Annotated in this window: 13 protein-coding genes; 3 read left to right on the top strand and 10 right to left on the bottom strand. The window is 51.3% G+C overall.

The window, feature by feature from the left end:
• Positions 1-18 precede the first annotated feature (18 nt).
• From ACN0UH_RS01500 to ACN0UH_RS01515, 4 genes are all read right to left on the bottom strand, one after another.
• Positions 19-2148, bottom strand: a complete 2130-nt coding sequence (locus ACN0UH_RS01500; protein ID WP_417660390.1) for an EAL domain-containing protein — start codon at positions 2146-2148, stop codon at positions 19-21.
• A 348-nt stretch (positions 2149-2496) separates the two neighbouring features.
• Positions 2497-3120 (bottom strand): MarC family protein, encoded by a 624-nt coding sequence (locus ACN0UH_RS01505; protein ID WP_417660391.1) that lies wholly within the window; start codon positions 3118-3120, stop codon positions 2497-2499.
• A gap of 310 nt (positions 3121-3430) precedes the next feature.
• Complete coding sequence (locus ACN0UH_RS01510) at positions 3431-4087, bottom strand: OmpA family protein (protein ID WP_417660392.1); 657 nt, start codon at positions 4085-4087, stop codon at positions 3431-3433.
• 114 nt (positions 4088-4201) lie between these two features.
• The gene (locus ACN0UH_RS01515; RefSeq protein ID WP_417660393.1) at positions 4202-4846 is read right to left on the bottom strand and encodes an MBL fold metallo-hydrolase; all 645 of its coding nucleotides are present in this window, start codon (positions 4844-4846) and stop codon (positions 4202-4204) included.
• A gap of 840 nt (positions 4847-5686) precedes the next feature.
• Here ACN0UH_RS01515 and ACN0UH_RS01520 point away from each other — a divergent pair.
• Together ACN0UH_RS01520 and ACN0UH_RS01525 are read left to right on the top strand one after the other, a co-directional pair.
• Positions 5687-6307 carry a response regulator gene (locus tag ACN0UH_RS01520; RefSeq protein ID WP_417660394.1) on the top strand — a complete coding sequence of 207 codons (621 nt, stop codon included), beginning with the start codon at positions 5687-5689 and terminating at the stop codon, positions 6305-6307.
• A 5-nt stretch (positions 6308-6312) separates the two neighbouring features.
• Positions 6313-9942, top strand: coding sequence for a transporter substrate-binding domain-containing protein (locus ACN0UH_RS01525; protein ID WP_417660395.1), 3630 nt, complete (start codon positions 6313-6315; stop codon positions 9940-9942).
• Between the two features lie 46 nt (positions 9943-9988).
• Here the strand turns inward: ACN0UH_RS01525 and ACN0UH_RS01530 are convergent, their stop codons facing one another.
• The 5 genes from ACN0UH_RS01530 to ACN0UH_RS01550 form a co-directional block, all read right to left on the bottom strand.
• Positions 9989-10906 (bottom strand): amino acid ABC transporter substrate-binding protein, encoded by a 918-nt coding sequence (locus ACN0UH_RS01530; RefSeq protein ID WP_417660396.1) that lies wholly within the window; start codon positions 10904-10906, stop codon positions 9989-9991.
• A 54-nt stretch (positions 10907-10960) separates the two neighbouring features.
• On the bottom strand, positions 10961-12289 hold the full coding sequence (potE, locus tag ACN0UH_RS01535; RefSeq protein WP_417660397.1) for a putrescine-ornithine antiporter: 1329 nt from the start codon (positions 12287-12289) through the stop codon (positions 10961-10963).
• A gap of 52 nt (positions 12290-12341) precedes the next feature.
• Positions 12342-14642, bottom strand: coding sequence for an Orn/Lys/Arg decarboxylase N-terminal domain-containing protein (locus ACN0UH_RS01540; RefSeq protein WP_417660398.1), 2301 nt, complete (start codon positions 14640-14642; stop codon positions 12342-12344).
• Between the two features lie 41 nt (positions 14643-14683).
• Complete coding sequence (locus tag ACN0UH_RS01545) at positions 14684-16987, bottom strand: Orn/Lys/Arg decarboxylase N-terminal domain-containing protein (RefSeq protein WP_417660399.1); 2304 nt, start codon at positions 16985-16987, stop codon at positions 14684-14686.
• 352 nt (positions 16988-17339) lie between these two features.
• Positions 17340-18350, bottom strand: coding sequence for an AraC family transcriptional regulator ligand-binding domain-containing protein (locus ACN0UH_RS01550; protein ID WP_417660697.1), 1011 nt, complete (start codon positions 18348-18350; stop codon positions 17340-17342).
• Between the two features lie 234 nt (positions 18351-18584).
• On the opposite strand from ACN0UH_RS01550, the gene ACN0UH_RS01555 reads away from it, so the two are divergent.
• A complete protein-coding gene (locus tag ACN0UH_RS01555) occupies positions 18585-19424 on the top strand; it encodes a metal-dependent hydrolase (protein ID WP_417660400.1) in 840 nt (279 codons plus the stop codon).
• Between the two features lie 73 nt (positions 19425-19497).
• On the opposite strand, the gene ACN0UH_RS01560 is transcribed toward ACN0UH_RS01555, so the two are convergent.
• Positions 19498-20463 (bottom strand): alpha/beta fold hydrolase, encoded by a 966-nt coding sequence (locus ACN0UH_RS01560; RefSeq protein WP_417660401.1) that lies wholly within the window; start codon positions 20461-20463, stop codon positions 19498-19500.
• Positions 20464-20716: the final 253 nt, after the last annotated feature.

The following is a 20716-nucleotide window of genomic DNA, read 5'->3' on the forward strand; positions in this document are numbered from 1 at the left end:
CCACTCACTTGCAGCCAGTTAATCTGCTGGCTGCAACTCTACTGAGCGCTGAGTCCAACTCAGCCTGACTTCCTCTGGCTTTAGTTCCGCCGCGATTAAAAAACCTTGCAGCGCATGACAGCCATGTTCCACTAGCCAGTCACGCTGAGCTTTGCTTTCAACTCCGGTGGCAATCACCTCAAGCCCCAGGTTTTGTCCGAGCTGAATGATCGATTTAACAATTGCCGCATCCACAGGCGACTCAAGCATTGTCTTGATGAATTGACGATCAATCTTCAAGCCGTCCAAATCGAAGTTGCGCAGATCCGCCAGCGAAAGTGGCCCTCGGCCAAACCCATCAAGCGTAGTCTTAACGCCTAAACTGCGTAAGCGTTTTAACTGTTCACGACTGTGCGTAATGTTTTGCATGAGCGCAGTTTCTGCAATTTCCAACTCGACCTGCGCAGGCTTCGCTGCACATTCTGACAACACCTGACTGAGGTCATCGCTCAACCCGGTCAAACTGAACTGCAGCGCACTGATGTTGATACTCACGCGCACCTCATCAGCGACCTTATCGGCTAGTGATTGTCGCAGTTCAACTGCCTGGCGAAATATCCACAGACTCAACTCATTGATTAACCGCGAGTCTTCCAAGACCTGCATGAAATCGGCTGCCGGCATCAGGCTGTTATCCGCCTGACGCCAACGCAACAAGGCTTCTAAGCCGCGTAATTCTCCGTTGGCCAGATTAATTTGCGGTTGATAAGCCAGGCTGAATTGTTGCTGAGTAACGGCGCTGCGTAACTGACCCTCAAAAACCCGTTTCGAGTTCTCACGCCCGCGCATTTCTTCGGTATAAACCCGGTATTGGCGGCGGCCGCTGCGCTTGGCTTCGTACATCGCCATATCTGCTGCGCCAAGCAATGCCTCAACGCCCATGCCCTCTTCAGGCAAATAGGCAATACCAATACTGACGCCAAGATTGAAGTCGAAACCATTGAGGTTGCGCCGTCCGGAGACAGTCTCAATCAACTTGCTGGCAACCCGCTCAGCATCACCAGGGTTACGCAGACTATCAAGTAACAAGGTGAACTCATCACCACCCATTCGCCCGAGTGTGTCATAAGAACGAATGCACCCGCGCAACTGTTTTGCAACCTGACACAAGAGCACATCACCGGCATCATGACCCAACAGATCATTAATGCGCTTGAATCCGTCCAAATCCATATACAGCACGGCAAGCCCGTGCCCGCTTCGATCTCGGCGCGACAATGCACCAGTCATAGCTTGAAGAAATCCGCGACGATTTAATAACCCGGTCAAGGCATCAGACAATGCCAATGACTCAAGTTGTTGATGCAGGCTTCGCGTTACCGACATATCCAACGCCATAAAAACCATGGCCTGCTGCGTCGGTAGTGGTGAACAAGAGAGTGCAACAGGTATCTGTTGTGCATCCTGGGTGAACAGCGACGCATCATGCAGACAATATGTTTCGCCCTGTAGCCAATGCTGGTAAAAACTGCACGCCTGCCACTTCTCAGTAACGGGTTGAACTTGCAGAAAACGCTGCGCCTGTAAGCCCAGAAGTTCGTTTATCGGACAGCGCAACATATTGGCAAGCGCAGGGTTTGCGTAACGTATGTCCCCTTGCTCTGACACCACCATGATGCCTTCGGCAGCATTTTCAAGTATCGAAGCATTGAAGCTGCGCGCAGTATCAAGTTGCTCAGTTAAAATACGCAATTCACGGCGCTGGTTCTCAAGCGCAAGCAACACGCTGACCTTATGACTGAGTACTGCGGGATCAAATGGCTTTTTAATAAAGTCGATCGCACCGGAAGCATATCCGCGAGCCAAAACCGAATCAGTTTGATCGAGACCTGAGAGAAATATAATGGGGGTTAATTGAGTCTTCGGATTTTCACGCAAGCGCCGAGCAACTTCAAATCCATCCATCCCCGGCATCTGCACATCAAGTAAGATCAAATCAACATCGTGATCGTCTAAGAACTCAAGCGCCGCCTTACCATTGTTGACGCAATGAAGTTTTCTTGAGGGTTGGTCAAGTAACTCCTGCACCGCATCAAGATTATCCTCAAGGTCATCAACCACCAGGACCACCTGCACAACCGGTTCTTGATCGAGTTGCGGTTTTAGCATAGAACCCTCAACGCTAGAGTACTGCAATTGGTGTTGCACACGTCCGTGGTATCGACCTCGCCCCTATTTTCTTGAGCGACTGCCAATTTAAGATTAGCCAAGTAAATAAAAATTGCACTCTGCCAGTAGTTAAAGCCCGCCCTCTACAGAGCCTCTGCCCATGCCAAGGACGAAGGACGTAAAGGGGCAATGGCTAACGAACTAGTTGGCGCAAAGGTTTGCGTCGAGCGTAAAAAAGGGGGCAAAACGGCTTGGTGCGCACTCGATCGTGGTATCTGAGAGCATTTAATTCAGGCAGCCCCCGGTTGTAGCCTTCACCGGGATTGCCCCAGCAAAGGCCTTATAAAACTACATACTGTCGCTCATACTGACAACCTCATAGATTCCAGCAATCAGTAATTGAATACCTATCACCGCCAATATCAAACCCATTAACTGAGTAATTATCTTTAAACCGTTCTCCCCAATGATCTCGACCACTCGGGCACTAAAAATAAAGCAAAAGAACGTGATCAGCCCGAGCAGTGCATACATTGAAATAGCCATAATTGCACCCATCGAACCTTCTGAAGCAGAATAATTCATGGCGGTCGCAATGGTGCCTGGCCCTACCAAAATAGGAACAGCGATAGGACTGACTGCTATATCTGTATCCCCATCGTCCTCGGCATGAGTGCCCGAGTTATGTCCATTTAGCATTTGATAACCGATGATAAAAACCAAAATACCACCGGTAATACGCAATGCCGGCAAAGTAATGCCCAACAGGTGAAAAAGTGCTTTACCTAACAATGAAAAAAATGCCACAACACAAAAAGCAATAACTGTTGATTTAATTGCAATTCGATAGCGCTCGGCTTTATCTGTTTTACGGGTCAAACCCGCAAACACTGCCGTATTTGGAATGGGATTAGTAATAGCGAAAAAGCCAAGAAAAATAGTGATGAGTCGACCGTATATATCCATGTCCATATTATTGCTCCCTATAAAAAATAGCCCAACCGGTTCCTAGTCAGGACTGCTCTTACTCTGACAATTTCGCAAGTATCATAACGCCCTCAACCCATTGATAACAAACATATCAATTTCCAGGAAAATTTCCGCAACGTTACTCAATTAAAACCACTCTCCTTGGCTCACCGTCTTATCGATAAAACTTACCTACAGAGATAAAAAATCCGAAACGGCTTGGCGTTCCGGATTTTTCTGTTGAATATGGATTAGCCAATAATCCTTAACTGCACAGTTGTGCCCAAACCTGAGGCGTTAGACCTCTCCGAAATCATAGCTGGCGAAGGGTGATTTCTACACGGCGATTTTGGGCGCGACCCGATTCGGTGGCATTGCTGGCGATTGGCTGATTAGGACCTGCACCAAAAGCCGAAATGCGATTACCCGCCACACCATTCGAAGAAAGGTATGAGGCGACACTTTGCGCACGCGCATTAGACAGGTTCTGGTTCAGCGCCAGCGAGCCAGTGCTGTCGGTGTAACCGGTGATATCGATACCGTTCTTGTCGAACTCTTTAAACACAGTGACCAACGAGTTTAGCGTTGGATAAAAGCTGCTGGAAATATCAGAAGAGTTGCTGGCAAAAGTAATATTACCCGGCATGATCAGCGTTAACTGGTCACCATTACGCTGAACCTGCACACCGGTTCCGAGTAATTTCTGACGCAGTTGAGCTTCTTGTTTGTCAACGTAATAACCATAGCCGCCACCCGCTGCACCACCCACGGCAGCACCGATCAACGCGCCTTTGCCGCGATCTTTCTTGCTGGAGGTTGCTGCGCCAATCAAAGCGCCTGTTACCGCACCAATGCCACCATAGATACCTGACTTGCCAGCTTCGCTTTCCCCGGTGTACGGGTTGTTGGTACATGCGGCAAGAAAAGTAGATGCTGCAACTACCAGTGCAAATTTACGCACATTGCTCATAAGTATTCCTTTGTTTCCTACTGTTAAACAGGCAAGCACCTGCGCCTTCAAGCTTTAGATAACTTCAAGCAAGCCTACCAACCCTTGCTCTCACACTGCTAGCGATTCGATCGATCAAGCTTTGATAAATGGGTTCTCACGCATCTCATCACCCAACCGTGTGTCTGGCCCATGGCCCGTTACCACGGTTGCGTCTTCATCGAGGCGATACAAGCGCTGTTTGATCGAACGTTCGATGGTTGCGTAATCGCCGCCCCATAAATCTGTACGACCGATACCGCGCCGAAACAGGGTATCGCCAGCGATCAACAGCTTCGCCTGAGGAAACCAGAAGCTCATCGAACCTGGGGTATGCCCCGGTGTGTGTAATGCCACGCCACAGCCGCAATCCAAGGCTTGGTCATCTGCCAGCCACTGATCCGGCGATGGCACAGGCGTATACGGCACGCCAAACATTTTGCATTGCATCTCAAGGTTGTCCCACAGGAACTGATCCTCCTTGTGCAAGTGCAGCGTTGCACCGGTTTTCTCCTTCATCTGCCCTGAGGCCAGAAAGTGATCCAAATGTGCATGGGTGTGAATAATGCTGACGACCTTCAAACCATGAACGTCAAGACGCGCCATGATCTCATCGGGGTTGCCACCCGGATCAACCACAATCGCCTTCTTGCTGACGGGGTCACCAATGATCGTGCAATTGCACTGCAATGGCCCAACAGGGAAGGTTTCGCGGATTAGCGTTGGTTTGTTAACGTCCATGGGTGTTCCTACAGAGTTGGCCGTACAATTTTGGCACAGACGGATTAGCACATGCGAACAGATCAAGACGTAACCAAAGCAATTACAGATCCAGCCTACAAATGGTCAGGTCTCAACCGGGCAAGGCGGCCTATATTACCTAGAAATAGCTAATGTCCAGTCTCCAGCGCACGATTTGTGATATCCCGGAACCGCCCCACCAGCCAGCAAGAATAGTCCTACATAAAACCTACTGCGTTTTGGCCACCATAGCCCCGCTTTATTGGAGCAGTTGTGCTCGGTAGACAGCACCATTACTAGTTTTGGCCGTTCAGGACAAAGCTTGTTTACAGTTTGATGAACTTTAAGAAACCTCTGTCAAAGGTACAAATGACAGAAGAGCCGAGCGCCACGAGCAGCGGGAGTAATAGCTACAGGCTGACCAGAACAGTGAGCGAATGTGTTGCATTAGCTCATGCCCTCAGAGCAATCAACTGCGTGATATCAGCTAGGCATTTGGCTATGCCGAACGCTGCATATGGAAAATACACCGATGTAAATAACCGATAGCTGATAACGAGACCTCTATCATGGCGATTGGCTTTTTGGGGCACATGCCTGATTAGTTAGACGATTTGGCTGCAGAGACTATGCTTAAGCATCCAAGGCTATTACAAATAATTGCTATTCAAACACAGTCACTACGAAACACTGTCATTGAGGCAACATCAATATTTGCTGTACACAAGACTCATGTCTGTCACCCGAACTCTGGACTGCTTCAACGCCACATAAAGCTGACGCTGGAAACATCCTTAACATGTAGTCTTAATATTATTTATTAAAGTATTTAGGAGCAGTATGCGCAAAGTTATGATTGTTGACGACCACCCAGTGATCCGGTTAGCCGTTCGAGTACTACTCGAGCAGGAAGGATATGAAATCGTGGGTGAAGCAGACAATGGTGTGGATGCTTTGCAGCTAACTAAAGACAAAAAACCCGACGTTGTGATTCTTGATATCGGCATTCCCAGGCTGGATGGATTACAAGTTATTGCTCGGCTTAAAGCCACAGGAGGCTCCACTCGCGTGCTGGTACTAACCTCGCAACCAGCAAGCTCTCTAGCAAACCGTTGCATGCAGGCTGGGGCAGCAGGCTTTGTCAGTAAAGACCAAGATCTGGCCGGGCTATGCGGTGCAGTCAACGCAATTTTGTCCGGTTATACATACTTTCCGTATGGAATCATTGGGGCGACTCACGACGGTGAACAGCCCGAAAGTCAATTATTGGAAAGCTTGTCTGACAGAGAGCTTATGGTGCTTCAACACCTCGCCAAGGGCATGACCAATAAACAAATTGCCGACGTAATGCTATTAAGTAACAAAACCGTAAGCACCTATAAAACACGCCTGTTGCAGAAGCTCGGAGCGACGTCCCTGGTTGAGCTACTCGAGTTTGCCAAACGTAATAATGTCGCTTAAAAATCATGGCCCATTTCCTGCGTATTTCTTGCCTGATTTTTTTATGTTTGGGTGCATTTACTCTTGCCCATGCAAATAAAGCGACCGAACACTTCACTCACCTCAAGCTATTGGGGCAATCTCAGTCAGCCCTGCATCGCACCCAGTTAAGCGATGACGACTGGAGCTGGTTGCGCAAGAAAGAAACATTAGTCGTAGGCACCTTTGGTTCAGACTACCCCCCATTCAGACTCGGTAGCGATAGCAACGAATTCACAGGCATAACAGCAGATATTATCTCGCTCATCAGCCGTGAACTGAGCGTATCCTTTGAGGCCCATCTCTACAAAGATCGCCAAGAGGCAGTAGATGCGCTCAAAAATGGCGATATAGACATGCTCACGTCATTAGCATCGATTGCAGATGATGCCGACCTTCTGGAAAGCGAGCCCTACATTAACTCAACACCTGCCTTCGTCCAGCCTACCGGAGACAGTTGGGAGGCGTCAGAGGAGGCCTTGTCCGGGCGAAAGGTTGCTTACAACCTTATGGACATGAGTCGTTCCCAAGCCGAAAGTTTGGCTCCCGGGGCAATACTCACACCATTTTCAAGCAGCCTGGAGGCATTTTCATCAGTCGCGTTTGGTTTGCAGGATGTTGTACTAAGCGATGTTGTTTCCGCCAATTACCTGGTCAATACCTACTACGCAAACGAGTTAAAGGTAACCAATGCATTCTGGGGAGCCCACTCGAATGGCTCACGGTTTGTAATAAACCACACAAATGAACGATTACTGAATATTCTCAACAATGTGATCCATGTTGGGATATCAACCGAGCAACGCAAGAGCATCTTGAAACGCTGGAGCGGAGGCGGACTTTCCAGCGTCGAGATGCCCGAGTTAACTGCGCAGCAGAGACGCTGGATTAATGCAAATCCAGTGCTGCGAGTTGCCGTCGCTGAAAGTTTTCCGCCTTATTCATATTTCGGCAGTGACGACAGCTACTACGGACTCACCGCCGATATACTCGCGTTGATTCAGACACAAACCAACCTGCAGGTGGTGGTCACTCGGTTTGCCAAGATCAATGACATGTTCGACGCGTTGGCCGATGGCGAAGTCGATATAGTTGCCGATATTTCGCCAACGGAACAGCGCAGTAGCCGAATGGCATTCAGCCGGACCTATATGTCCGCGCCCTATGCATTCATCACCATGGCGAACCAGCCAAGCATCATATCCCCGGAGCAAATGCGCAATAAACGCATCGCACTGGCTAAGGGGCATGCATTAATACCCTACATACACGAGCACTATCCGGATATCAAACTGGTCGAAACTCCAGACACCTCAGGTGCTTTTGCACTGGTGGCGGCTGGCGATGCAGATGCCACCATCCAACCCTTGTTCGTTGCCCGCTACTACATTGCACGCCTGTATAAAAATCAGTTGCGCATTAACACGACGATTGCCAAGCCATTATCCGCCTCATCCTTTGCGCTGCGCCCCGAAGACCGCCAACTGCAGGCGATTATCAACAGCGCGTTGATGGAAATCTCGCCTGATGAGTACAGTGTCCTGATCAATCGCTGGCGTACTCGTGTAATCCTGGCGCCTCCCTCTTGGCGCAGTTACAAGCAACTCATCTTCCAGGCTATAACCGCCGCAGCAATAGTGCTGGTGGTCTTTCTCGGCTGGAACTTTTACCTGCGCAACCAGATACGCAAGCGGAAAGTGGCTGAGCGCGAACTTAGTGAGCAGATACAGTTCATGGAGTTGCTGATCAACGGCACACCCCACCCGATCTATGTTCGTGATATCGACATGAGCGTACGCATATGCAATGACAGCTACCTGGAAGCGCTCGGGGCATCGAGGGAGGAGATCATCAACAGTTCCGATCTCAAACATTTCTCAGAAGAAGATGCGAAAGACATCAAGCGCGATCACCACCGGGTAATTGTTGAGCGAGAGCCAATCATTATCGATCGTATGGTCACGCTCAATGGCGTGCCTAGAGTCATTTATCACTGGAAACTACCCTACCTCGACCGCAACGGAGTGGTGCGTGGAATTATTGGCGGCTGGGTGGATATCAGTGACCGACGCGCATTGCTTGAGCAACTGCGCGTCGCCATGGACCAGGCAGATAAAGCGAATCGAACCAAAACAACCTTCCTGGCCACCATGAGTCATGAGATCCGCACACCACTCAACGCGGTGATTGGTATGCTGGAACTGGCTCTAAAGCGGGAAACAAATGCCCCGCCGGATCATGCATCCCTTGAGGTTGCCTATAACTCAGCCAGTGGGTTGCTTGAACTGATTGGCGACATTCTGGACGTGGCCCAAATCGAGTCCGGGCATCTGAGTATCAACCCGGAACGCGCCGATCTCAGGCACATTGCTGAAGGCGTGGTCAGAGTTTTCGAGGGCTTGGCAAGGCAAAAGTCGCTGGAGTTACGACTTGAACTTGAGGGGGCACTCGAAGATCACGTATTACTTGACCCGGTGCGTTTCAGACAGGTGCTGTCAAACTTGATCAGTAATGCAATCAAGTTCACCAAGCAGGGGCATGTCCTGCTCAAGTTAACCGGCACCTCACTGGGTGATGATTATATTCAGTTAAGGGCAGAAGTATCCGATACCGGAATTGGCATCTCCCCGAATGATCAGGCGACCCTGTTCCAACCTTTCGTTCAGGTGAATGAGACCTCAGGCGGCAGCGGCTTGGGTTTGATGATTTGTCGAAATATTGTCGAGATGATGGGCGGCACCCTGCTCTTACAAAGCCAGGAAGGCGTGGGAACCTGCATTACCGTAGAACTTAAACTCTTGTGCTTAGAGACAGTGCAAAAGAAAAATGAAGTATCCACGCCGGATCAAACACCCAAACTAAATCTGCCGAAGCTCAAGATTCTGGTAGTTGACGACCACCCGGCCAACCGCATGCTACTGGCACAACAAATGAAGTTTCTGGGCCAACAAGTGGAATCCGCTGTAGACGGTGATAGTGCATTTACCCTTTGGCAGTCAAAACACTTCGACCTTGTCATTACCGACTGCAACATGCCAGTAATGGATGGCTATACCCTGAGCCGAGCGATACGCAGCAAGGAGCAAATGCTGGGCGCAAATGCCTGCACGATTTTGGGGTTCACCGCCAATGCGCAACCCGAAATGCTTCAGCGCTGCATCGACGCAGGCATGAATGGCTGTCTGTTCAAGCCAGTCGAACTTGATGACCTGGCGCAAGCCCTTAGCGCCCTAAAACAGCAAGAACCTGAGAGTACCTGGGTACCATCCGATGTGTTTGACCAAGGAGCACTCGAACGGATAACCGGAGGCAACCAATCAGTCAGTATCAGGCTGATGGATCAGATGAAAACCAGTGTCGCAGAAGATCTTTCTAGCCTTGGCCAACTGCTGACAACCATGGATCTTGTCGCGCTTTCGGAACTCGCACACCGCATCAAAGGTGCAGCAGCAATTATCAGAGCGACACAGCTAATCGACTGTTGCGTCGCCTTGGAGCACGCTTGTGATGATGGCGATACGCAACTGGTCATGGAGCAAGCGAAACGCATGGGCAGCGCCTTGCAGACGCTGGGTCAAGCGCTCGATCAAGTGAGTCAGCAAGACACCCCTGCCTGAAAATACATCGAAGTGACCGCCCCAAACGGGGCGGTCTAAGTGTGGCTTAATTATCGGACTCTATAATCGGTAATGCGTAAAGCTTAAGCAGAGACTCATCGGTAGCACTTGGCGCACCAAGGTACTTGCGATAGGCCTTGAGCAGTTCACCTGAGTCATTCATCTCACTGATCACCGTATCAACCAGCAAGCGGAAGTCCTCATCTCCACGGCCAAGCACCATACTGACAGGCGCGCGCTCATAAATATTGCCCAGCACCCGAATACTTTCGCTCTGAGCAGACTTATGTGCGTAGCTGGTCAGTAGGATGCGGTCAGAGAAGAACGCCGAAACCTCACCATCAGCCACAGCTTTGACACCCTGCTCATGGTTATCGACGGTGATCAATTTGGCGACTAACCCCAACTTGTTCATCCGTTGGCGGATCCAATCGAGAGTAACCCCGCCTTTGATCGCCGCGAATGTATGGGTTGCGATACCGCGGTTTATGGTCGCCCGCCATGTAGGGCCAGCATGCCCTTCCTTGCCTTGGAGAATCCTCACCAGGCGTTCTGGCGCATCATCACGAACCAGTGCAGCAAGGCCTGCGGTGTAGATCGGCAATGAATAGCTGATCAGCTTACGGCGAGTGAGTGTTTGCGGTAACGGCGTGCAAAGAATATCGACATCACCATTACTGACCGCCTTAACGGCATCATCATCGCCAACTGCAGCAAAGTTCAGTTGCAAGTCAGAAAGCTCAAGTTGCTGCTTGACCCGCACGGCGATATTGCGACAAATATCGATCGCGTAACCTTCAACCTTGTCACCTTGCTTGCTGCTAAAGGGCTCGACATCCGGCATATAGCCCATAGTCAATTCACCACTGCTGCGCACGCGGTCGAGCGTCGCGGCAGTCGTCAGCATGGGTACGCTAAAAGCCAGCGCCAGCACGCAACCAAGTAGTCTTTTCGTATGTTTCATATTCATTTCCTAATCCCTTGATTCCTGATGTCCGAAGCGTTGCAAGCACAGCGGCTATGAGCTGGCGGGCTGGCTTGCAGGTTCATCGACAAACCGCTTGGCAATAAAGCCATACATCAGGTAACCAACAGCCATAACAATCATGGCACCAAATACCGCGTCCTTGCCCGAGGCATACAGGGCATAAAAGGAGTAAAGCATTGCGACCAACAAGATCACCACATTGCGTCGGAACACCCCGGCGCTAACCTTGGCCTTGTACATGATGACCAATAATGCTGAGAGCGAGGTGACATAGGGAATCAGGTTGGTGACTGCAGCCAGGTTAACCAGCTTGCTGAACTGCTCGCTGGCATTTGGCGAGATGGTTGAGACCGCCATCAGGGTTTGCAGAATGCCGCACACAACCATGCCGATCACCGGCGCGTTGTGTTTGGTCACGCGGGAAAACAGCTTGGGAAACATGCGCTGGTCTGCAGTGACTTTTGCCGTCTGGGCCAGGGTAAACTGCCAGCCCAGGAGCGAGCCCACGCACGCCATAACAGCGAGCCCCATGATGATCTGCCCCACGAATGGATTGAACATCTGCGCATAAACGGCGGCGAATGGCGCGCTGGAGTTGGCCAACTCAGCGTTGGGCACAATGCCCTGAATCACAGTGGTGGACAGGATATACACCACCGCGGCGCCTAATGTGCCGAACAAGCACGCCAAAGGCACGTTACGCTTAGGGTCTTCAACGGCGTCAGAGTTCTGGGCTGCTGATTCCATCCCCAAGAACGCCCACAGGGTCAGCGGAATGCTCTGGCCGATTGCCTCACTCAAGGCCAGGTTATGAGGATTCCACGCTGCCACCAGTACATCTGGCTTGAACCAGAACCAACCAATAACGCTGAGCCCGGCAACGGGAATAATCACCCCCCATACGGTAATCGCACCAATTTTTCCGGTGATTTGTGGGCCACCGAAGTTGGCAACCGTGGTTAGCCAAATCAAACCCACGGTACCGATGAACAGCGGGATTGCGCCAGTCCCCAACCAAGGGAAAAACGGCGTCAGGTAACCCACAGCCGAGATACCGATGGCCACGTTGCCAATTGCCAACGAAAGAAAGTACAGGAACGAACAAAGGAAGAATGCCGACTTGCCATGGGCTTCTTCACTGTAGGCCGACATGCCTCCCGAGCGATGACAAAAGATCCCGCACTGGGCAAAGCAATAGGCAATGGCCATCGACCCGACAGCGGTAATGATCCATGACAACAGTGACACCGCTCCCAGCTGAGCCATGCTCGAAGGCAACATGATGATGCCCGAGCCCATCATGTTGACCGAGACCAGGGTAGTAAGTCCCATCAGGCCCATTTTCTTTGTTTGCGCCATAAAAGGCTCCTTGTGCTAAACGGCAATATGTTTCACGCACTCATGTGCTGAACTAGGCCTTGACCACGTACACCATGTAAGTAATGTCACCGTCAGCGCTGCGCTCTATTTCAACCCCGTGGTTGTCATGTTCGAATCCCGGGAAGTGACCGTCGAACAACTCCATCGCCAGCAGGTAATCGATAATTGCGCGTTTATCGGCATCCGCTTTTTCTCCGGGCATCATCAACGGAATACCTGGCGGATAAGGCACGATTTGCACGGCTACAGTGCGCCCAAGCAAATCGCGCACGGGAATCTGCTCAATCTCACCTTTGACCAATTGCGTGTAGGTCGCACGTGGCGAACTGACCTGATCCGGAAGCAGGGTGAACGCAGCATCCATGTTGTGCAGCAGCTTGGACGCGAGCATGTCGGCATGCATCTCATCAGCCAGATCTTTGAGTCCCATACCGCTATAGCGCTCGGGATAGCTATCGAGCAGGTCAGGCATGACCTGCTCCAGCGATGTGTTGCTGTCGTAATGCTTTTTGAACTCCATCAGGCCTGCGACCAAGGAGCCCCACTTGCCTTTGGTAATGCCAATACTGAACAGCAAGAGAATCGAATAAGGCTCGGTTTTCTCGACCACAATGCCGCGACTGGAGAGAAAGGACGAAACCAGCGGTGCCGGAATGCCCGCCTCTTGCATCTCACCCTCAAGGCTTTGCCCCGGCGTCAGTATGGTGACCTTGATTGGATCAAGCATGCAGTAATCGGCACCCAAGTCACCAAAGCCATGCCAGCTGTCCTCTGGTTTGAGCACCCATGACTGACCTTTGCGTAATTGCTCGACCGGCAACTCGACAAAGGCCACACCGCCAATCTGGTCCGGCTGCCAGACACCAAACCACCAGTCGTCTGAGTCGCGCTGATTGATTTGATTGCCGAGCCGTACCATCGCCTGACGAAAAGCAATCGCCTCGCCAATCGATTCATCGGTTAGATACTCACCGGAATCATCCATCATTTTCGCCGACACATCGGTCGAGGCGATGATGCTGTATTGCGGTGAAGTCGAGGTATGCATCATAAAGGCTTCGTTGAACAGCGCTGGCCTGACCGGCACCTTGCCTGAGCGAATATGAATCATGGATGCCTGAGACAGCGCCGCCAACAGCTTGTGTGTCGAGTGGGTGACAGTCACAGTTGCATCATCGGCATGACGCTCCCCCCGGTGCATGCCGTAGCGGCCTTCGTACAAGGGGTTAAAGCGCGCATAGGCGTACCAGGCTTCATCATAATGAATGCGGTCAACGCTCTTGCTCAATTCGCGCGTTGTAGTTTGCACGTTGTAGCAAAGGCCGTCGTAGGTCGAGTTGGTAAGCACCGCCAATACCGGCTTGTGCTTTTTGTCAGTGAGCAAAGGACTGTCTGCAATTTTTTTAGCAATAGCATCGGGGCTCATTTCCGACTGCGGAACAGGGCCGATCAAGCCACGTGCATTACGCCGTGGGCGCAAGTACAGAGGCACAGCACCCGTCATGTTCAATGCATAATTAAGCGACTTGTGACAGTTACGGTCGACCAACACCGGATCAGAATCAGTCACCGCCGAATGCAGCACAATCTCGTTACTGGCCGAACTCCCGCCCACTGAAAAGAAGGTGTAATCCGCGCCAAAAACCCGCGCCGCATTGCGCTCAGCCTCAAGCACAGGACCAGAATGGTCATTCAAGGAGCCAAGCTCACCCACCGAAACACTGAGGTCTGAGCGGAGCATTTCCTCACCATAAAAATCGAGAAAGCTGCGCCCTACCGCGGTTTTCATAAAAGCCGTACCGCCGGTGTGACCTGGGGTATGCCAGGAGTATTCATGGGTGTCAGAGAAGTTGACCAAGGCACCGAAAAACGGCGGCAATATGCTATCGAGATAACGCTTAGCAGCAGCGGCGATGCGTCCAGCGATGAATGTTGGGCTGTCTTCTGGATGCCAAATAAAGCCGTCGATCTGCTCAAAGAATTCAAGCGGCGCCTGCTTATGCTTGGACTTGCTCATGGCAACGATAATCGGCAACTGCGCAGTGCGTTTGCGGATTAATTTAATAATGTCCATGGCCTTGGTCATGTCGTCTTCACACAGCCCCCAACCGAGAATGACGCAGCTGTAAGCGGGACTAGACAGCAACGCAACTTCGCCATCTTCAAGACTGTTTGCAACCTCAAAACTCAGGTCATGTGCAGCTAATGCCTCACCGATTTCCAAGGCGCTGCGCAATACCGCACTGCCCGTTTGCGCTTGCACTTGAGAAATAATTAACACGGGATATTGCTCTGCAAGTTGTCCCGGCAGAGGCTGTTTACGATTGCTCATTAACGCTCACTCCATTAGGCATGTGAAAGGCTGCTTGAGGCTTACTTAAGACACCAGAAGTGATAGTCACCGTCCTTGTGCACTGCGCCCTCGACTTCTTTCTCGAAGCCAGGGAAATGATTCCCCCAATCTTGCAGTGCCTGGATATAGCGAATCCAGGGACCATCGAGCGGCCCAAGGTTTTCACCCGGCATCACAATTGGGATACCTGGTGGATAAGGCATGATGCCAACGCCTGTCACCCGATTAGCGGCCTGAGCCAGCGGCAAGAGTTCAGCTTCACCGGCTTGCAATGCCTGAAACGCAGCGCGAGGCGTGGTTTCAATCTTGGGCAGCGAACCAAATGCTGCGGCCTGCAGATCATCCATTCGGCTGTTGCGCATGAACTCAAACATTTCTTGGCTCAGATCACGCAACCCCATGTTGCTGTAGCGCTCAGGCGCTTGAGCAACCAGATCTGGCAGCACTCGCGCCAAGGGAAGGTTATTGTCGTAATCACGCTTGAATGCCAGCAATACGCTGATCAAGGTGCCCCATTTGCCCTTGGTCACACCGATGCTGAACAGGCACAGCACCATAAAATCGGTAATACGCGAAGGTACGATGTTCTTGCGATAGAAATAGGCCCCCAGAATGGGTGCAGGAATCCCCTCGGCCAACAGCTTACCGTCTGCTCCCATGCCCGGAACCATGATGCCGACCTTGATCGGGTCAAGCATGCACCAGCCATCCTCAAGCCCTTCAAAACCGTGCCACTGCGCCCCTGGCTCCAACGTCCAGCAGTTCGGGTCGGTGGTCAGTTGCTCGGCGTCAGCATCGGCAAAGTCAACCAGCTCACCGGTCTTGGCATCTTTAATCTGCGGGGCATTCCAGGGCTCGAAAAACCAATCGCCACGCTCGGCAAATTCACGGTGGGTGCGGGCAAGCGCCTGCCTGAAATCAACCGCTTCGCGAATGGTGTCCTGGGTCAATGAATAACCGCCATTGCCGTCCATCATCGCCGCCCCGACTTCATTGGAAGCAAACAAGGCGTACATTGGCGAAGTGGTGGCCTGGATTACAAAGGACTCATTGAACCGGCTGTGCTCAATCGGATTACGACCATTGCGGACATGGATAAAAGACGACTGAGACAATGCCGCAAGCAACTTGTGGGTTGAGTGGGTTGCAAAAACTGTTGGTTGATCGGGTTGATGGTCTTTAGGCTCGCCGCGCATGGCGAAACGACCTTCATACATGGGGTTAAAGCGCGCGTATCCATACCAGGCTTCATCAAAATGAATACGGTCCACATTGCTCGCCAGCATGTCTTCGGCCTTTTCGACGTTCAAGCACATGCCGTCGTAAGTACAGTTAGTGACCACCGCGTATACCGCTTTATTGCCTTTGGCCTGTGCCGCCAGCGGATGATTGGCGATCGCCGCATTGATTCGTTCGGGCTCAAACTGTGCAGGCAATAGCGGGCCGATGATGCCGTAGCGGTTACGTGTAGGCGTCATATAAATCGGCAGGCCTCCGGTCAGAACCAGACCTTGCTCAATCGATTTGTGACAGTTTCGGTCGCACAGCGCATATTGGTTCTCACCTACACACGCCATGAAGATGGTGCGGTTTGAGCCTGAGGTGCCGTTAAGCACGGCGTAACTGGCATGGGAGCCAAATACCCGTGCGCAATAGGCTTCAGACTCACCGACCGGGCCGCTGTGATCCAGCACTGAGCCCAGATTGCCTCGTTCTATGCCACTGTCCGCCCGGAACAGGTTTTCGCCGAAGAAGTCGAAAAACACCCGACCAATCGGTGACTTGGTAAAAGCGATGCCGCCCTGATGACCGGGTGCTGCCCAGGAGTGCTCATCCTTTACTGTGTAACGCAGCAATGCGTCGGTGAACGGCGGCAACAGGTGTTCCAGATAACGATTGATCGCGGCAACTGCACGACCGGCAATAAAAGGCGCAGTGTCTTCGAGCATCCAGACAAACTCATCAGCCAGTTCCATCGCTTCGACCGTAATACTTTTCTTGGCATCGTGATCTGCCATCAAAAACACCGGCGCACGCTCGTGACGTTGGCGAATAGCACGCAACAACTCCAAAGCCTGGATGTGGCTGGCGGTATCGTTCTGCCCCAACGTCCAGTCGACACAAAAGCAGTGCAAGGCCGCATCAGAGGTTACAGAGGCCAAGCCGTCCTCATAGGAAGTAGCCAATACCAATTCTGCATTACGGCCACGAAGTTCTTCTTCAAGCTCAGCCAGTACCCGACCGCGGGCACTGTTTGGATTGCCCAAGTCGTCATCGACGACCAGAACGCGCATCATCAGCTTTTTATTGGTTCTTCCAATCATTCTGGTCATCCTTGTCTGTTCAGTTTGAAAGCCGTGATCTAATCACCAGAGCGCCCGGCTACGTTTGATGCAAATCAATACTTTCGACTAGTTGAAAAACTAGCGTAGGACAAACTTCTAATACTTGCTGAATAACTATTATTCGCTATTGACTAATCAAACATTCAACAGCAAAAAGCCACTACCGCAGACTTCAGCAATACCGCCGCACAGACTCAGATAACCAAGTGAAATGACTTTTATTTGAAAGGACAGACGCAGCTAAAAATCCGACAAGTGGCACAAGCAACTTCCAGAACCCATATGGCTCCTTGAGCAAAACACGTAGGAAAAAGCCTCAAGAACAGTGCTTTCAGCGATAAGCACTGGGTAATTTACCGGTCCATTTTTTAAACGCCCGGCGAAAATTAGACGGGTCGTTGAAGCCCAACAGATAGGCGATTTCATACAATGGCAAATGTGTGGTCGTCAGGTATTGCAGCGCTAGGCTGCGACGCACATCATCCAGCACTTCTTGGTAACTGGTCCCCATACTGGAGAGGTGCCGACGCAGAGTACGGCCACTGGTATGCAATGCTTTTGCAGCATTAGCCAAGTCTGGAAAATCGCCAGGACGCGCGAGCAACAAACGGCGCACACGGATTAGCAGCCCATCCTGAATATCTAAGGTTGAAAGTAGCGCTTCGCATTGCTGCTCGCACATCTGCACCGTAGCGGGATTAGCCAGCGCCATCGGTTTTTCCAGATACAGCTTAGGTATGCTCAGGTAGAGGTATGGCTGCTCAAACTTAGCAGCCACACCAAACACCTGCTCATAGCGACCGGCATATTCAGGCTCGGCATAGGTAAAACCCACCTCAACATCACGTAACCGCTCACCCACCAGAAAACCGGCGATTGTGAATAAGCTGGCAAACAAACCTTCTGCGGCAAACCGGTTGAGTTCGCCTAACGGCATGCTTTCACTGGCGCGCAATTCGACTCGGTTCGCTAACTCAACACGCTCAAGTTCAAAGCTTATGCCGAGTACCCGGTAGTACTTAAGTGCAAACTGAATCGCCTTATCGAGGTTGGCGCTAGAAAGCACCGCATAACCAAGAATGCCGTGGGTCGATACATTCAATCTGCGGCCCAACAACAGGCCTAGTCCAGGCTCATTGCTCAGACGTAATGCGCTGAGTGCAAGCAAGTTGAAGTCTACAAATGACAATCGCCCCTGCGGGCTATCCAGCACTTGCGGGCGAACATTTGCGCCCGCATAAACCTGCTCACGGCTCACATCAAGCTCTTCTAGCAACTCGAGAAGAGCCTCGGCATAGGCAACCGGCACCAGTTCTGCGTTGAAATTCAAGATCGACGTCATCAGTTTCTTATTGTTGTTGGCCAGATATGACCATAGACCAAAAACATAACCGCAAGCGTCCAAGCGCAGCAAGCAGATAAAGCCGGTTTCGCCATTTCTGCCGATTGCTAGCTGTGATACCAGCATGGATACATGGCCATATATGACCTGAATATTGGCAGTTGATAACCTTTTCCAATAGACACGAGCCACTCATAGTGGGCTACCTAGAAGAACTATAAATCAGGAGTCAGCATGGTCAGTACTACACCTGCGGGATTAAAAATTCGCCCAAGACACATGGATTTCGACTTTCCCAATCCTTTGCCTCGACATTGGCATAGCGGCGACGCCTTCAAGAGCCACCTGTTTGACTCCATGTCAGTGTTGTTCCCTGATGGCGAGCGTTTCTTCATCGATTCGGTGCGTAAGTTTCGTGACCAGATAAGTGACCCTGAACTATCCGAACAAATACGCGGCTTCATAGGCCAGGAAGGTCATCACAGTCGCGAGCACTTGGTTTACAGCGACCGGCTGAGGGACTTGGGCTACGATATTACGCGAATGGAAAATCGCGCCAAAAAACGTATTCACTACACGCAAAAAAAATTCTCTGCAAAACGTCAATTAGCCGCGACCGCAGCCATGGAACATATAACCGCGATCATGGCAGATGGACTTTTGCGTAACGAAAAACAGATGGAGGGCGCCCATCCTCTGATGCGCCAGTTGTGGCGCTGGCATGCCTTGGAGGAAACCGAGCACAAGGCGGTGGCTTTCGACGTTTATAACCAGGTTGGCGGCGATAGAAAAATTCTGCATCGGGCGATGCGCATCGGCACGTTTTTCTTCATCAAAGACACATTTCTCGGCCTGGCACACATGCTTAAACAAGATGGCTTGCTGTGGAACTGGCGTATTTGGCGCGACGGCCTGCGCTGGATGTGGGGTAAAGAAGGCGTGTTTAGACCCATGATAAAAACCTACAAAGACTTCTTCAAAGAAGATTTTCATCCATGGCAGCACAACAATATTGAGTTGCTTTATGCCGTTCGCGTTGAGTTTGACGAAACAACAGAGCCCGCCGCAGCCTGAGTCAAACCAGTACGAGCAAAGGCTAAGCTTTTAGCCGCGAATGATGGATACATCCGTCATTCGCGGCGGCGGATTAAATGACGAACTCGAGCGAGTCAGGTGCCCGCATAAACTGCAACGCATCGGCGGCACTTTGCCAGGGGATTTCCTCCATAGGTAGATGCCCAACGCCCGGATAGGTTTTGACTTGAATACCCGGCAAGTCACGCTGCCATAACTGCACATGCGCTGGCGAAATCCAACGGTCGGACTCCCCCCATAACAATAAGGTAGGCGCTCTAAGTTTGGCGACTGCTGCCGGGGTTAGATGCAGTTGGGTGCGGTTAATCAAAACCAGTTGCCGGAAAATCTGCATCATGGCCTTACGATTTCCGGGGCGTCGGCTCAGCCGATAGTAGCGCTCAATCACATTCGGCTTAATTCTGCGCTGATCACCGTAAACATCTTTTACACCTTGGGCGATTAGTGCTCGAGGCATCCAGATCGGCATCAAGACCGTTGAACCCGGCAATGCAGACGCCGCGATCATCCACGGCATTTTTTTCATGGCGTAGCCCGCAGGGTCGATCAACACCAGTTTCTCGACACGTTCAGGCTGGCTCAAAGCGAAGTTCCATGCCACATATCCGCCCAGTGAATTGCCGGCGAAACTAGCCTTCGCAACACCGAGGTGATCCATCAATAGACTCACGACGCTAAGCATCCGCTCAATCGTATAAATGCCATCCACGCTTGGCCCAGTTAAACCAAAACCAGGAAGATCAAAGCGGATCACCCGGTAATCTTGGCTAAATTCCAGAAGCCAGTCATCCCACGTATGCAGCGATGCAACCACACCGTGAAGCATAATTATTACCGGCAGTTTGTGGTCGCCTTCATCACGGTAGTGCAAATTGAAGCCTTCGATCTCAACAAACTTAGAACCACTACTCACCGGAGCGTAGAGCGACTTCAGCTCATTCAGAGCCAGCGCACCAACCCCAAGAGAACTGAACAGCTTGGCCACAGGGGAGAACAGTGCGGTGTCGGATACAGACATTAAAAGCCCCTTTTTATAGTTTTATATACGGTTTTGACACCACCGCTGGCTGATGAAACGCGTCCGAATATCTACGAGTACGCCCACAACCTATAGCCATAACACCACGCCGGGGGACCTTGCTCTACCAAACCTAGGTACAGGGCAACAATAGCCATAACCAAGAGTGCTACTGGGTAACTTCAGCGTGGAGGTTAGAGGTAACGCTCAGGCGTCTTTAACGCGAGAAGGCGGCTGCAAGCACCATGCAACC

Source organism: Pseudomonas sp. (assembly GCF_048265905.1).
Lineage (GTDB): Bacteria > Pseudomonadota > Gammaproteobacteria > Pseudomonadales > Pseudomonadaceae > Aquipseudomonas.

Coding starts and splice junctions, on each gene's coding strand:
- ACN0UH_RS01500 (WP_417660390.1), bottom strand. CDS start 2,148: ATGCTAAAACCGCAACTCGATCAAGAACCGGTTGTGCAGGTGGTCCTG.
- ACN0UH_RS01505 (WP_417660391.1), bottom strand. CDS start 3,120: ATGGACATGGATATATACGGTCGACTCATCACTATTTTTCTTGGCTTT.
- ACN0UH_RS01510 (WP_417660392.1), bottom strand. CDS start 4,087: ATGAGCAATGTGCGTAAATTTGCACTGGTAGTTGCAGCATCTACTTTT.
- ACN0UH_RS01515 (WP_417660393.1), bottom strand. CDS start 4,846: ATGGACGTTAACAAACCAACGCTAATCCGCGAAACCTTCCCTGTTGGG.
- ACN0UH_RS01520 (WP_417660394.1), top strand. CDS start 5,687: ATGCGCAAAGTTATGATTGTTGACGACCACCCAGTGATCCGGTTAGCC.
- ACN0UH_RS01525 (WP_417660395.1), top strand. CDS start 6,313: ATGGCCCATTTCCTGCGTATTTCTTGCCTGATTTTTTTATGTTTGGGT.
- ACN0UH_RS01530 (WP_417660396.1), bottom strand. CDS start 10,906: ATGAAACATACGAAAAGACTACTTGGTTGCGTGCTGGCGCTGGCTTTT.
- potE (WP_417660397.1), bottom strand. CDS start 12,289: ATGGCGCAAACAAAGAAAATGGGCCTGATGGGACTTACTACCCTGGTC.
- ACN0UH_RS01540 (WP_417660398.1), bottom strand. CDS start 14,642: ATGAGCAATCGTAAACAGCCTCTGCCGGGACAACTTGCAGAGCAATAT.
- ACN0UH_RS01545 (WP_417660399.1), bottom strand. CDS start 16,987: ATGATTGGAAGAACCAATAAAAAGCTGATGATGCGCGTTCTGGTCGTC.
- ACN0UH_RS01550 (WP_417660697.1), bottom strand. CDS start 18,350: ATGACGTCGATCTTGAATTTCAACGCAGAACTGGTGCCGGTTGCCTAT.
- ACN0UH_RS01555 (WP_417660400.1), top strand. CDS start 18,585: ATGGTCAGTACTACACCTGCGGGATTAAAAATTCGCCCAAGACACATG.
- ACN0UH_RS01560 (WP_417660401.1), bottom strand. CDS start 20,463: ATGTCTGTATCCGACACCGCACTGTTCTCCCCTGTGGCCAAGCTGTTC.